Origin of the sequence: Streptomyces sp. HUAS 15-9 (assembly GCF_025642155.1) — a bacterium.
Taxonomy (GTDB): domain Bacteria; phylum Actinomycetota; class Actinomycetes; order Streptomycetales; family Streptomycetaceae; genus Streptomyces.
The window spans coordinates 2,333,953-2,347,424 of record NZ_CP106798.1 but is presented as its reverse complement, the minus strand read 5'-3'; the positions used below and the strand labels follow the sequence as shown (position 1 = coordinate 2,347,424).

Sequence of the window (13,472 nt, the reverse complement as noted above, 5' to 3'; positions counted from 1 at the left end):
CGACGGCCGCACACCCGACGCGATGGCGGTCATACGAACACACGGCCGCTGTGGATATCCGGAGGCCGGGTCGTCGTGGCGCTCGTACTCTCGGATCATGGCTCGCAACATTGTGATCAGTGGTGGCGGTACGGGGATCGGGCTCGCGACGGCGCGGGTCTTCGCGGCGGACGGGGACCGGGTGCTGCTCCTCGGGCGGCGCGCGGAGGTGCTGGAGAAGGCCGGGGTGCCCGGGGCACTCACCCGTGCGGCCGACCTCGGCGACCCGGCGGACGTGCGGGGCGTGGCCCGGTTCGTCGCCGAGGAACTGGGCACCGTGGACGTGCTCGTGCACAGCGCCGGGGGCAACGGGGGACTGGAGCCCGCGCCCGCGACCGACGATCCGCTCGACGCCCTCGCACATGCCTGGGGTGTCAACTTCCGGCTCAACACCCTCACCGCCGTGCTGCTCACGGAGGCGCTCAAGGACCGGCTGGCCGACCCGGGAGGCCGGGTGCTGTTCCTGAGCTCCATAGCCGCCTTCCGCGGCTCGGGCAGCGGGGCCTACGCCGCCTCCAAGGCCGCCCTCCACCCCTACGCCCATGACCTGGCCCGGGAGCTGGGGCCGCGCGGTGTCACTGTGAACGTGGTGGCGCCGGGCTATGTCGAGGACACCGACTTCTTCGGCGGACCCATCGAGGAGGAGAGACGGGAACGGCTCGTCGCCGAGACGTCCACCGGCCGGGCCGGCACCCCCGGGGACGTCGCCGCCACCCTGCACTGGCTGGCCTCCCCGCTGGCCGGGCACATCACCTCGCAGATCATCCAGGTCAACGGGGGCGCCGAACGAGGTCACTGACAGCAGTGGATCCGATGAAGGAGGGGTTCACGGGGTTCACCGGGGCACACCCACACACGGGGTTCACCCCCTGCCGGTACGCGGTGGCTCGTGCGCCCGGCGCGGCGCGCCGTCCGGGGAGGGGATGCCGCCCGGCGGCAGGACCGCGTCCGCGGTGTTGACCCGGGGCAGCGCGTACGGATGCTCCGCGCACAGCCAGCGGATCATCTGCTCGCGGACCGTGACCCGCACGGTCCACACGTCGTCCGCGTCCTTGGCGGTCACCAGCGCGCGTACCTGCAGGGTGTTCGGCGTGGAGTCGGTGACCGCGAGCGAGTAGTCACGGCCGTCCCACGCCGGACACTCGCGCAGCAGGTCCCGGAGCTTCTCGCGCATCGCCTCGACGGGTGCCGAGTGGTCGAGGTGCCAGAACACGATCCCGGTCATCTGCGGGGTGCCGCGGGACCAGTTCTCGAAGGGTTTGGAGGTGAAGTACGACACGGGCATGGTGATCCGGCGCTCGTCCCAGGTGCGTACGGTCAGAAAGGTCAGCGTGATCTCTTCGACCGTGCCCCACTCGCCGTCCACCACGACGGTGTCGCCGAGCCGCACCATGTCGCCGAAGGCGATCTGCAGCCCCGCGAACATATTGGCCAGCGTGGACTGCGCGGCGACACCGGCGACGATGCCCAGGATGCCGGCGGAGGCCAGCAGCGAGGCGCCGGCCGCGCGCATCGCTGGGAACGTCAGCAGCATCGAGGCCACGGCGACCACCCCGACGACCGCCGAGACCACGCGCATGATCAGCGACACCTGGGTGCGGACCCGGCGGAGCCGGGCCGGGTCGCGGTGCGCGCGGGCGTAGCGGCTGTAGGAGGTTTCGACGACCGCCGCCGCGATGCGCACCACCAGCCAGGCCGCCGACCCGATCAGCACCAGGGTCAGGGCCCGGCCGATGCCGACTCGGTGCTCCTGAAGCAGTTCCGCCTGGTCGTAGGAGCCTCTGAGCAGGGCCGCGCACAGCACCAGCTGGTAGGGGACGCGGGCGCGGCGCAGCAGGCCCCACAGAGGCGTCTCGCTGTGCCGTTCGTCGGCCTTGCGCAGCAGCAGATCCGTGGCCCACCCGATCAGCACGGTCAGGACGACGGCGCCGCCGACCACGATCACAGGGCGCAGTACGTTCTCCATGCCCCCGAACGTAACCGGCACCGGGGGGTCACGAACATGTGTGTTCGGGAGCTGGACGGGCAGGGCCGTGGTCCGGGGCTGTCGCAGGCGGCTGGCACGATGGCCTCATGAACATCATGCTCTTTCACTCGACCTATGGCCTTGGGCCCGCGGTGCGCGCGGCGGCGGACCGTCTGCGGGCCGCTGGGCACGAGGTGTGGACGCCGGACCTCTTCGAGGGGCGCACGTTCGAGACGGTCGAGGAGGGCATGGCCTTCAAGGAGGAGATCGGCAAGGACGAGCTGCTGAGGCGGGCGGTCCTGGCGGCGGCGCCCTACTCGGAGCGGGGGCTGGTGTACGCCGGGTTCTCGCTGGGCGCCTCCGTCGCGCAGACCCTGGCCCTCGGCGACGAGAAGGCGCGCGGACTGCTGCTCCTGCACGGCACGTCGGACATCGCGCCGAACGCCTCGGTGGACGAGCTGCCGGTCCAGCTGCATGTGGCCGAGCCGGACCCGTTCGAGACGGACGACTGGCTGAGCGCCTGGTATCTGCAGATGGGCCGGGCGGGCGCCGATGTGGAGGTCTACAGATACGCCGGGGCGGGCCATCTCTACACCGATCCCGGCCTCCCGGACTACGACGAGGAGGCCGCCGAGGCCACCTGGCGGGTGGCGCTCGGCTTCCTCGACAGTCTGCGGACCGCCTAGCGCGGACCGACTGGTCGGCAGCTGCCGCCGCCTCAGCCCGGGAAGCACTCCTTGGGGTTGTGCACCAAGGACATGAAGTGCCCGGAGTACACCCAGGCCGTCGGCATCGAGTCGTAGAGCCGGAACCACAGGGCCCCCGAGGGAGTGTGGCGGGTCGAGCACTGGATGCGCAGGGTCGTGTTGAACGGCACCGTGCGGAACTTGTGCGACGAGGAGGTGGGCTGCGCGTAGATGGGGGCACCGCCCCTGTCCAGCACGGTCAGATTGACGAAGGCCGGTGCTGCCGAGACCTCCGTCGCCTGAGCGACGGAGGCGAGCCCGGCGAGCGTCATGGCAGCGGCAATCGTCGCGGTCTTCTTCAAGACACCTTGGGGGGTGGCCATGTGACTCCAATCATGAACAGACCTGGCGGGCCGCCAGGTAGGGCGACCCGCTAGTGTGTTCGATGCTGGAAAGATCTTCTCGGTTGCTCCGGGCGTCGGTCTTTTTACACCGGGTCGTAGGTCCGCTCGACCTTCTGCGTGCCGGTGCGCGTTCGGTACGAACGCGCCCAGGACGAGGTGGCGTCGGCATTGGTGCGGTCGGACAGGACGTAGTAGTCCATCTGCGCGCGGTCGGCGGTGATGTCCAGGACGCCGTAGCCGTGGCGGTCGGTGTCGACCCAGTGGACGTGCCGGTTGGCGGCACGGATGATCGGCGAGGCGACCGTGGAGACGGAGCCCTCGGAGACCTTGAGGATGTCGTCGAGGTTGTCGGAGGTCACCGAGGTGACCACGAACTCCGTGGCGGCCGAGGCCGACAGCGGGTAGGTGCCCGCGTCCACCGGCACGTCGTTGGCCCACGCCATGTGGATGTCACCGGTCAGGAAGACGGTGTTGCGGATGGCGTTGGAGCGCAGGTGGGCCAGCAGCTCGCGGCGGTCGTCGGTGTAGCCGTCCCACTGGTCGGTGTTGGCGGCGATGCCCTCCTGCGGCAGCCCGAGCAGCTTGGCCAGCGGCTTGAGCAGATCGGCGGAGAGGGAGCCGAAGGAGAACGGCGAGATCATCACGGAGTTGCCGACCAGCCGCCAGGTGGTGTCGGAGGCCTTCAGGCCGGCCTTCAGCCAGTCGAGCTGCGCGCGGCCCGTGATGGTGCGGTCGGGGTCGTCGACCGAGCCGTTGCCGACCTTGACCTGCTGGGAGCGGAAGGACCGCAGGTCCAGCAGCGAGAGGTCGACGAGCTTGCCGAAGCGCAGTCGGCGGTAGGTGGTGCCCGCGATCGCCGGGCGGACCGGCATCCACTCGAAGTAGGCCTGCTTGGCCGCCGCCTGACGGGCACTCCAGGCGCCCTCGGCGCCCTCGGTGTGGTTCTCGGCGCCGCCGGACCAGGAGTCGTTGGCGAACTCGTGGTCGTCCCAGATCGCCACGACCGGCGCCTTGGCGTGCAGGGCCTGTAGGTCCGGGTCGGTCTTGTACTTGCCGTGCCGGGTGCGGTAGTCGGCGAGCGTGAGGATCTCGTGGGTGGGCGCGTGCTGCCGCACGACGGTGCCGCGCGTGCCGTACTCGCCGGTGCCGTACTCGTAGATGTAGTCGCCGAGGTGGAGCCAGGCGTCCAGGTCGCTGCGGGCCGCGAGGTGGCGGTAGGAGGAGAAGTAGCCCGCCTCCCAGTTGGCGCAGGAGACCACACCGAAGCGCAGGCCCGGCACGGCCGCGTCCGCCGCCGGCGCGGTGCGGGTACGCGCCACCGGGGAGTCGGTACCGCCTGCCGAGAAGCGGAACCAGTAGTCGGTGGCCGGGGCGAGGCCGCGGATGTCGGCCTTTACCGTGTGGTCGGAGGCGGCGGTCGCGGTGGTGGACCCCTTGGCGACGATGTTCGTCAGCGACTTGTCCGTGGCGACGACCCAGCTCACCTCGGTGTCCGGGCCGATCCCGGAGCCGGGTACCGCGTCGGCGGTGGGGGTCACACGGGTCCACAGCAGGATGCCGTCGGGCAGCGGGTCACCGGAGGCGACACCGTGCAGGAAGGCGGGGGCCTGGTCGGCGGCGCGCGCCGGCAGCGCGGCGGCGAGCGGTCCGGCCAGGACAGCGGTCGCCGCCGCGGCCTTGACGACCGTACGGCGGCGGGGCGAGAGCGAGTTGAGGCGCTTGGCTGCCTCGGATGGCTTGTATGGACTAGTCACGGCCGATCAGGTTACTGATCGGTACAGGCGAGAAGCGGGCGAACGTCGAAAATTCGCCCGCTTTTCATGCGGCGATCAGATTCCGACGGGCCGTCGGACGGGGCGTCAGCCCTTCAGAGCCGCGTCCACCGCCGAGTTGAACTCGGCCACTGTCCAGGGCTGGTTGGGGTCCGAGGTCGTGAGCTTCTTGCCGTCCATGACGAAGGTCGGGGTGCCCGTCACGCCGTCCTTGTTGTCGTCGAAGGTCTTCGACATGGCCATCGCCCAGGCGTCGTAGGTGCCCTTCTTGACCGCGTCCTGGAACTTTGCGTTGCCCTTCAGCGCGGGCACGGTGTCGGCGACCTTGATGAGGTAGCTGTCGTCCTTGAACGTGTCGGTCGTCTCTTCCGGGTGCCACTTCGCGGAGTACATCGCGGTCTTGTACTCGAGGAACGCCTCGGGGCTGACGTTGAGCGCGGCACCCAGTGCGCTGAGCGCGTTCTTGGAACCCTCGCCGTTGTCGTGCGTGTCGAGGAACGTGCCGCTGATGAACTGGAGCTTGTACTTGCCGCCGTCGACGTCCTTCTTCACGGTCGAACTGACGGCCTGCTCGAACGAGGCACACACCGGGCAGCGCGGGTCCTCGTAGACCTTGAGGGTCTTCTTGGCGGTGTCCTTGCCGATGACGACCGTGGTGCCGTTCGTGCCCGTGGCGTTGGCCGGGGCGACGACCTTGGCGTCCTTCATGCCCTCCCAGTAGCTGGGCTTGTTGGCCTGGACGACGGCGTAGCCGATGCCGCCCGCCGCGGCCATGACGGCCACCACCGAGCAGGCCACGATGACCTGCCGCTTGACCTTGGCGCGCTTGGCCTGCTTCTCGCGCTCCTGACGCAGCCGCTCCCGGGCCGCATTCTTCGCCGCCTGGCTGTTCCGCTTGCTCATGTTGGTGATCTCCATGTGGGACGCGCATGTGTCGTGCGCGGGATACGTGTGGGGGACCGCTTGTGCTCAGCCGCCGTCGCTCAGGCGAGGGCCAGTGAGCGGGAGCAGGACCACGGCGGTCCACGCCGTCCCAGGGAGTGCACGAAGAGAAGATCGCGGGCGGTGGCCCCGCGTGGCGCGGGGCGCGGCAGCCGGTGCACCGGAGCCGGCCGCACCGTCACCGCGGCCACCGCCAGCAGCAGCGGCCGGAAGGTGGTCGCGGCCACCGCCCGCACGAGCTGAGTCAGCGCCCGCTCGCCCCGGCGCAGCCAGGCGGCGGCGAGGAGACCGACGCCTATGTGCGCGGCGAGCAGCAGCCAGGCCGCGGCCGGGTCGGCGTGCGCGAGCAGTGCGGAGGCGTGGCCGGGGCCGCCGGTCACCTGGGCCAGCGGCGTGCCCACGGCGCCGCCGCCGCACAGCACGTCCAGGCCGACCGCGCGCAGCGGGCCGGTGACCGGGCCGCCCGCCCTGCCGTAGCACTCGTGCTGGCCGGTGGTGAACACCGTGTCGGCGGCCAGTTCCAGCGGGACCAGCAGCGCCGCGATGCGGCCGAAGCCGCGCTCGCGGCCCGCCAGCGCGTACGCGGCGAGGAACACTCCGGCGGTGACCGCCGCCACGGTCGTCAGCGGCAGCGGGGCCCGGGACAGCAGGACGTGCGACGCGGTGCTGAGCGTCACGACGAAGGCCGTGAACAGCGCCGCGCGCACGGCTCTGAGCTGAGTCCCGGATATGTCCATAACGCTGGAGAGTCTGTCACGTACTCAGGTAAGAGACCCCTAAAGGGAGCCTGTGGATCCGGGAAGGTTACAGCCCCGGAATCCGGCCGTTGCGGAACAGGTCCACGAAGATCTGATGGTCGGCACGCGCGCGTGCGCCGTAACTGTGCGCGAAGTCCGACAGCAGGCCCGCGAAGCCCTCCTCGTCGGCCGCGATCGCCGCGTCGATGGCCCGCTCCGTGGAGAACGGCACCAGGGACTCGCCGGAGGTGTCGTCCGCCGCCGCGTGCATGGTGGCGGTGGCCCGGCCCAGATCGGCGACCACGGCCGCGATCTCCTCCGGGTCGTCGATGTCGCCCCAGTCCACGTCCACGGCGTACGGCGAGACCTCGGCGACCAGCTGGCCCGCGCCGTCCAGCTCGGTCCAGCCGAGCCACGGGTCCGCGTGCGCCTGCAGGGCGCGCTGCGAGATCACCGTGCGGTGGCCCTCGTGCTGGAAGTACTCCGCGATCGCCGGGTCCGTGATGTGCCGGGAGACGGCCGGCGTCTGGGCCTGCTTGATGTAGATCACGACGTCGTTCTCCAGGGCGTCGCTGTGACCCTCCAGGAGGATGTTGTACGACGGCAGGCCGGCCGAGCCGATGCCGATGCCGCGGCGGCCCACGACGTCCTTGACCCGGTACGAGTCCGGGCGGGCCAGGGAGGTCTCCGGCAGCGTCTCCAGATAGCCGTCGAAGGCGGCCAGCACCTTGTAGCGGGTGGCCGCGTCCAGCTCGATGGAGCCGCCGCCCGGCGCGAAGCGGCGCTCGAAGTCGCGGATCTCGGTCATCGAGTCCAGCAGCCCGAAGCGGGTCAGCGAGCGGGCGTCACGCAGCGCGTCGAGGAGGGGACCCTGCGCGGTGTCCAGGGTGAACGGCGGCACCTCGTCGCTCTTGGCGCCGGTCGCCAGCGCGTGGACGCGCTCGCGGTACGCGCCCGCGTACACCTGCACCAGCTCGGTGATCTGCTCGTCGCTGAGCGCCTTCGCGTAGCCGATCAGCGCGACGGAGGCGGCGAAGCGCTTCAGGTCCCAGGTGAAGGGGCCGACGTACGCCTCGTCGAAGTCGTTGACGTTGAAGACCAGACGGCCGTTCGAGTCCATGTACGTGCCGAAGTTCTCCGCGTGCAGGTCGCCGTGGATCCACACGCGCGAGGTGCGCTCGTCCAGGTACGGGCCGCCGCGCTTCTCGGCGTCGAGGTCGTGGTAGAAGAGGGCCGCCGTGCCCCGGTAGAACGCGAAGGCCGAGGCCGCCATCTTCCGGAACTTCACGCGGAACGCGGCCGGGTCGGCGGCCAGGAGCTGGCCGAAGGCGGTGTCGAAGACGGCGAGGATCTCCTCGCCGCGCTGCTCGTCGTTGAGCTGGGGTACCGACATCGCTGGGTGCCTCCTGGTGCAGGTGATGCGTGACGTATGGGGCGGACGGGACGTCCGGCCGGGCGGGCCTTCCGAACTGTCCCAACGCATGAAGGTACGCGCGAGTGCCCGGCATGTGTCAGTGCCGGGGCATAGACTTCGACGCTGTCCCCCAGACTGTCCGCAGCCGGTCGGAAGATCGTCGACGCCCGTTTTCCTCGGAGGCCGATACCGTGTCAAAGCCGCCCTTCACGCACCTGCACGTCCACACCCAGTACTCGCTGCTGGACGGTGCCGCGCGGCTCAAGGACATGTTCAACGCCTGCGACGAGATGGGCATGACGCACATCGCCATGTCCGACCACGGCAACCTCCACGGGGCGTACGACTTCTTCCACACCGCGAAGAAGGCCGGAATCACCCCGATCATCGGGATCGAGGCCTACGTCGCGCCCGAGTCCCGGCGCAACAAGCGCAAGATCCAGTGGGGCCAGCCGCACCAGAAGAGGGACGACGTCTCCGGTTCGGGTGGTTACACCCACAAGACGATCTGGGCGGCGAACGCGACGGGCCTGCACAACCTCTTCCGCCTCTCCTCGGACGCGTACGCCGAGGGCTGGCTGCAGAAGTGGCCCCGGATGGACAAGGAGACCATCGCCCAGTGGTCGGAGGGGCTCATCGCCTCCACCGGCTGCCCCTCGGGCGAGCTCCAGACCCGGCTGCGCCTCGGGCAGTACGACGAGGCCCTGAAGGCGGCCGCCGACTACCAGGACATCTTCGGCAAGGACCGCTACTTCCTGGAGCTGATGGACCACGGCATCGACATCGAGCACCGGGTCCGCGACGGCCTGCTGGAGATCGGCAAGAAGCTCGGCATCCCCCCGCTGGTCACCAACGACTCGCACTACACGTACGCGCACGAGGCGGGCGCCCACGACGCCCTGCTGTGCATCCAGACCGGCAAGAACCTCTCCGACCCCGACCGCTTCAAGTTCGACGGCACCGGCTACTACCTGAAGTCCACGGACGAGATGTACGCCATCGACTCCTCGGACGCCTGGCAGGAGGGCTGCCGCAACACGCTCCTGGTGGCCGAACAGATCGACACCACGGGCATGTTCGAGAAGCGCGACCTCATGCCCAAGTTCGACATCCCCGAGGGCTACAGCGAGGTCACCTGGTTCCAGGAGGAGGTCCGCCGTGGCATGGAGCGCCGCTTCCCCGGCGGCATCCCCGAGGACCGCCAGAAGCAGGCCGACTACGAGATGGACGTCATCATCTCGATGGGCTTCCCCGGCTACTTCCTCGTGGTCGCCGACTTCATCATGTGGGCCAAGAACAACGGCATCGCGGTCGGCCCCGGCCGAGGCTCCGCGGCCGGTTCGATCGTCGCCTACGCCATGGGCATCACCGACCTCGACCCGATCCCGCACGGTCTGATCTTCGAGCGGTTCCTCAACCCCGAGCGCATCTCGATGCCCGACGTCGACATCGACTTCGACGAGCGTCGGCGCGTCGAGGTCATCAGGTACGTGACCGAGAAATACGGCGCCGACAAGGTCGCCATGATCGGCACCTACGGCACCATCAAGGCCAAGAACGCGATCAAGGACTCCGCGCGCGTGCTCGGCTACCCGTACGCGATGGGCGACCGCATCACCAAGGCCATGCCCGCCGACGTCCTCGGCAAGGGCATCCCGCTGTCCGGCATCACCGACTCCGCCCACCCGCGCTACAGCGAGGCCGGCGAGGTCCGCGGGATGTACGAGAACGAGCCGGACGTGAAGAAGGTCATCGACACCGCGCGCGGTGTGGAGGGCCTGGTCCGGCAGATGGGCGTGCACGCCGCCGGCGTGATCATGTCCAGCGAGACCATCACCGAGCACGTCCCGGTGTGGGTGCGCCACACCGACGGCGTGACCATCACGCAGTGGGACTACCCGAGTTGTGAGTCGCTCGGCCTGCTGAAGATGGACTTCCTGGGCCTGCGCAACCTCACGATCATGGACGACGCGGTCAAGATGGTGAAGGCCAACAAGGGGGTCGACATCGACCTCCTGGGCCTCCCGCTGGACGACCCGACGACCTTCGATCTCCTCCAGCGCGGCGACACCCTCGGCGTGTTCCAGTTCGACGGCGGCCCCATGCGCTCGCTGCTGCGGCTGATGAAGCCCGACAACTTCGAAGACATCTCCGCCGTGTCGGCCCTGTACCGCCCCGGCCCGATGGGCATGAACTCCCATACGAACTACGCGCTGCGCAAGAACAAGCAGCAGGAGATCACGCCGATCCACAAGGAGCTGGAGGAGCCCCTCGAAGAGGTCCTGGCCGTCACCTACGGCCTGATCGTCTATCAGGAGCAGGTGCAGAAGGCCGCCCAGATCATCGCCGGGTACTCGCTCGGCGAGGCCGACATCCTCCGCCGCGTGATGGGCAAGAAGAAGCCCGACGAACTGGCGAAGAACTTCACCATCTTCCAGGCCGGTGCCCGTAAGAACGGCTACAGCGACGAGGCCATCCAGGCCCTGTGGGACGTGCTGGTCCCCTTCGCCGGGTACGCGTTCAACAAGGCCCACTCGGCCGCGTACGGCCTGGTCTCGTACTGGACCGCGTACCTCAAGGCGAACTACCCCGCCGAGTACATGGCCGCGCTCCTCACCTCCGTCAAGGACGACAAGGACAAGTCGGCGATCTACCTCAACGAGTGCCGCCGCATGGGCATCAAGGTGCTCCCGCCGAACGTCAACGAGTCGGTGCACAACTTCGCCGCCCAGGGCGACGACGTGATCCTCTTCGGCCTCGAAGCGGTGCGCAACGTCGGTACCAACGTGGTCGAGTCGATCATCAAGAGCCGCAAGGCGAAGGGCAAGTACGCCTCCTTCCCCGACTACCTCGACAAGGTCGAGGCGGTCGCGTGCAACAAGCGCACCACGGAATCCCTGATCAAGGCCGGCGCCTTCGACACCATGGGACACACCCGCAAGGGCCTCACCGCGCAGTACGAGCCGATGATCGACAACGTGGTCGCGGTCAAGCGCAAGGAGGCCGAGGGACAGTTCGACCTCTTCGGCGGGATGGGCGAGGAGACCAGCAGCGAGCCCGGCTTCGGACTCGACGTCGTCTTCGGCGAGGACGAGTGGGACAAGACCTATCTGCTCGCCCAGGAGCGGGAGATGCTCGGTCTGTACGTCTCCGACCACCCGCTCTTCGGCCTGGAGCACGTGCTGTCCGACAAGGCCGACGCGGGCATCGCCCAGCTCACCGGAGGTGAGCACGCGGACGGCGCGGTCGTCACCATCGGCGGCATCATCTCGGGCCTGCAGCGCAAGATGACCAAGCAGGGCAACGCCTGGGCGATCGCCACGGTGGAGGACCTCGCCGGTTCCATCGAGTGCATGTTCTTCCCGGCGACGTACCAGCTCATCTCGACCCAACTCGTCGAGGACGCGGTCGTGTTCGTCAAGGGCCGGCTCGACAAGCGGGAGGACGTGCCGCGGCTCGTCGCGATGGAGCTGATGGTCCCGGACCTGTCCAACGCGGGCACCAACGCCCCCGTGATCCTGACCATCCCGGCCACCAGGGTCACCCCGCCCATGGTCAGCCGCCTCGGTGAGATCCTCAGCCACCACAAGGGCGACAGCGAGGTCCGCATCAGGCTCCAGGGCCCGCGCAAGACGACGGTCCTGCGCCTCGACCGGCACCGTGTGAAGCCCGATCCGGCCCTGTTCGGAGACCTGAAGGTGCTGCTCGGCCCGTCCTGCCTGGCGGGCTGAGCGACCGGCCCGGGACGGACATGACCGAGGGGCGTACCCGGCAGCGGATACGCCCCTCGTCAGTACCTGGGCTGGGCAGCCCCGGATTCAGTTGTGGCCGAAGCTCTTCTTCTGCTTACGGGCAACATCAGCGGGGCTGCCCTGGATGTTCGCCGCCGGAGACTCGTGCGCCTCCGCCGACGTCCGCTGCGCCTGCTCGCGGGCCTGCTCTGCCTGCGACGCGCGGGTCTGCGGGCCACCCTGCTTGCGGTTCTTGTTCTTGGCCATGGTGATCTGCCTCCTGTGGGGGATCTAGGGGCCAGGGCCGGAATCAGATTCACATAGCCTGACAAGAGGCGCATGTCGGATAATTACCGTCTGTAACAGGGTCGGTCGGCGAGCGAAGCCCCGAAACGCCACGCCGAAGATCGAGTTCGGGCCGTTAACCCCCGCGCAGTCGGGCAGACTCGAAGCAGGCCCGAAGCAAACCTCCGGGGAAGAGGGTGAGTCGTGTGGACCGATGCATCGTCCTGGTGGACGCCGGGTATCTGCTGGGGGCCGCGGCCAGCCTCCTCGCCGGAGAACCCTCCCGCTCCCGCATCACCGTGGACCACACCGCGCTCATCCAGGCGCTGCGCGAGCGCGCCGAGGCCGACACCGAGCGGCCGCTGCTGCGCATCTACTGGTTCGACGGCGCCCCCGACCGCGTCCCCCAACCGGAGCACCGCAGGCTGCGCGTGATGCCCCGGGTCACCGTCCGGCTGGGCGCACTGACCCGCAGCGACGGACGCTGGGCGCAGAAGGGCGTGGACGCCGCCATGCACGCCGAGCTGACCGAACTGGCCCGCAACCGCGCCTGCTCCGACGTCGTCCTGGTCACCGGCGACGGCGACCTGCTGCCCGGCATGATGGCAGCCAAGGAGCACGGAGTCGCCGTCCACCTGTGGGCCGTACAGGCCGCCGACGGCGACTACAACCAGTCCGAGGACCTGGTCGCCGAGGCCGACGAACGGCGCGTCCTGGACCGTACGTGGATCACCAAGGCCGTACGCGCCAAGGAGCTCACCGGCATCTGCGCGCCGCCGCCCGCGCCCCGCCCCGAGATCGCGGCGATCCTCTCCGCGCCGCTGCCCGAGTCCTCCCTCGCCCCGGCCGCCGAGCGGCCACCGGAGGAGGGCGAACACGCGCCCGCCGCCGCGGTCTCGGACAACGGCACCCAGGAGCGGGTGCCGGCCAAGGGCGTGCCCACCCCCAAGGACCTCGCCGCGCTGCGCGCCCCCGGCACCCAGCCCGCCCCGCACCCGGCGACCGCGACCCTGCGCTGGTCCTCCGACAAGGGCTGGGTGGACCGGCCGGGCGTGGCCGCGGAGCCGGCCGAGGTCGCCGCCATGCCGATGCTCGCCCAGCTGACCACCGCCGAGCAGCGGTGGGCCGACCGGGAGGAGGACATCACCACGGTCGGCGGTGACCCGTACGAGGTGGGACAGGTCTTCGCCCGGCGGTGGATCTCCCGGCTGAGCGACCAGAGCCATCTGCAGAAGCTGTCCGGCATGTATCCGCGCATCCCGCACCGCATCGACGGCGAGCTGCTGCGCTACGCGGCCCGCTTCGGGCTGCTGGCCCACAAGGACGACCAGATCGACGAGCACGACCGTTACGCCATCCGGGCAGGCTTCTGGCGGGAGATCGACGTCCCCACGGCCGCGGAGCACGCGCCTGCTGGAGAATGAATCGAGGTAGGAGGCCCCAGGGGCGAGCAAGGGTTCCGGACCACGTACTCTCGTGTTTTGTGAACACGCGCT

Annotated in this window: 11 protein-coding genes; 4 read left to right on the top strand and 7 right to left on the bottom strand. The window is 69.5% G+C overall.

Annotated elements, in window-relative coordinates; translation table 11 throughout:
- Positions 1 to 97: 97 nt before the first annotated feature.
- A complete protein-coding gene (locus N8I87_RS10760) occupies positions 98 to 838 on the top strand; it encodes an SDR family NAD(P)-dependent oxidoreductase (protein WP_263207733.1) in 741 nt (246 codons plus the stop codon).
- Between the two features lie 63 nt (positions 839 to 901).
- On the opposite strand, the gene N8I87_RS10755 is transcribed toward N8I87_RS10760, so the two are convergent.
- The gene (locus N8I87_RS10755; RefSeq protein ID WP_263207731.1) at positions 902 to 2,005 is read right to left on the bottom strand and encodes a mechanosensitive ion channel family protein; all 1,104 of its coding nucleotides are present in this window, start codon (positions 2,003 to 2,005) and stop codon (positions 902 to 904) included.
- Positions 2,006 to 2,112: 107 nt separating this feature from the next.
- Here N8I87_RS10755 and N8I87_RS10750 point away from each other — a divergent pair, with 107 nt between their 5' ends.
- Positions 2,113 to 2,691, top strand: a complete 579-nt coding sequence (locus tag N8I87_RS10750) for a dienelactone hydrolase family protein (RefSeq protein ID WP_263207729.1) — start codon at positions 2,113 to 2,115, stop codon at positions 2,689 to 2,691.
- 32 nt (positions 2,692 to 2,723) lie between these two features.
- On the opposite strand, the gene N8I87_RS10745 is transcribed toward N8I87_RS10750, so the two are convergent.
- The 5 genes from N8I87_RS10745 to N8I87_RS10725 all read right to left on the bottom strand — a co-directional run bounded on the left by N8I87_RS10745 (position 2,724) and on the right by N8I87_RS10725 (position 7,939).
- Positions 2,724 to 3,053, bottom strand: coding sequence for a hypothetical protein (locus tag N8I87_RS10745; protein ID WP_263207727.1), 330 nt, complete (start codon positions 3,051 to 3,053; stop codon positions 2,724 to 2,726).
- Between the two features lie 125 nt (positions 3,054 to 3,178).
- Positions 3,179 to 4,849, bottom strand: a complete 1,671-nt coding sequence (locus tag N8I87_RS10740) for an alkaline phosphatase D family protein (protein ID WP_263207726.1) — start codon at positions 4,847 to 4,849, stop codon at positions 3,179 to 3,181.
- 105 nt (positions 4,850 to 4,954) lie between these two features.
- Positions 4,955 to 5,770 carry a DsbA family protein gene (locus N8I87_RS10735; RefSeq protein WP_263207724.1) on the bottom strand — a complete coding sequence of 272 codons (816 nt, stop codon included), beginning with the start codon at positions 5,768 to 5,770 and terminating at the stop codon, positions 4,955 to 4,957.
- A gap of 80 nt (positions 5,771 to 5,850) precedes the next feature.
- Positions 5,851 to 6,546 carry a hypothetical protein gene (locus tag N8I87_RS10730; protein ID WP_263207722.1) on the bottom strand — a complete coding sequence of 232 codons (696 nt, stop codon included), beginning with the start codon at positions 6,544 to 6,546 and terminating at the stop codon, positions 5,851 to 5,853.
- 67 nt (positions 6,547 to 6,613) lie between these two features.
- Positions 6,614 to 7,939 carry a DUF2252 domain-containing protein gene (locus N8I87_RS10725; RefSeq protein WP_263207719.1) on the bottom strand — a complete coding sequence of 442 codons (1,326 nt, stop codon included), beginning with the start codon at positions 7,937 to 7,939 and terminating at the stop codon, positions 6,614 to 6,616.
- Between the two features lie 212 nt (positions 7,940 to 8,151).
- On the opposite strand from N8I87_RS10725, the gene dnaE reads away from it, so the two are divergent.
- On the top strand, positions 8,152 to 11,691 hold the full coding sequence (gene dnaE, locus N8I87_RS10720; protein ID WP_263207717.1) for a DNA polymerase III subunit alpha: 3,540 nt from the start codon (positions 8,152 to 8,154) through the stop codon (positions 11,689 to 11,691).
- Positions 11,692 to 11,778: 87 nt separating this feature from the next.
- Here dnaE and N8I87_RS10715 read toward each other — a convergent pair whose 3' ends face one another.
- The gene (locus tag N8I87_RS10715; RefSeq protein WP_263207715.1) at positions 11,779 to 11,958 is read right to left on the bottom strand and encodes a hypothetical protein; all 180 of its coding nucleotides are present in this window, start codon (positions 11,956 to 11,958) and stop codon (positions 11,779 to 11,781) included.
- Positions 11,959 to 12,182: 224 nt separating this feature from the next.
- Between N8I87_RS10715 and N8I87_RS10710 the strand changes: the two genes are divergently transcribed.
- A complete protein-coding gene (locus N8I87_RS10710; protein WP_263207713.1) occupies positions 12,183 to 13,400 on the top strand; it encodes an NYN domain-containing protein in 1,218 nt (405 codons plus the stop codon).
- The last annotated feature ends 72 nt before the right edge of the window (positions 13,401 to 13,472 follow it).

Bases quoted from the DNA above. Each gene is read 5' to 3' on its own strand.
- N8I87_RS10735 (WP_263207724.1), bottom strand. From the start codon at position 5,770: ATGAGCAAGCGGAACAGCCAGGCGGCGAAGAATGCGGCCCGGGAGCGG.
- N8I87_RS10725 (WP_263207719.1), bottom strand. From the start codon at position 7,939: ATGTCGGTACCCCAGCTCAACGACGAGCAGCGCGGCGAGGAGATCCTC.
- N8I87_RS10715 (WP_263207715.1), bottom strand. From the start codon at position 11,958: ATGGCCAAGAACAAGAACCGCAAGCAGGGTGGCCCGCAGACCCGCGCG.
- N8I87_RS10755 (WP_263207731.1), bottom strand. From the start codon at position 2,005: ATGGAGAACGTACTGCGCCCTGTGATCGTGGTCGGCGGCGCCGTCGTC.
- N8I87_RS10730 (WP_263207722.1), bottom strand. From the start codon at position 6,546: ATGGACATATCCGGGACTCAGCTCAGAGCCGTGCGCGCGGCGCTGTTC.
- N8I87_RS10750 (WP_263207729.1), top strand. From the start codon at position 2,113: ATGAACATCATGCTCTTTCACTCGACCTATGGCCTTGGGCCCGCGGTG.
- N8I87_RS10760 (WP_263207733.1), top strand. From the start codon at position 98: ATGGCTCGCAACATTGTGATCAGTGGTGGCGGTACGGGGATCGGGCTC.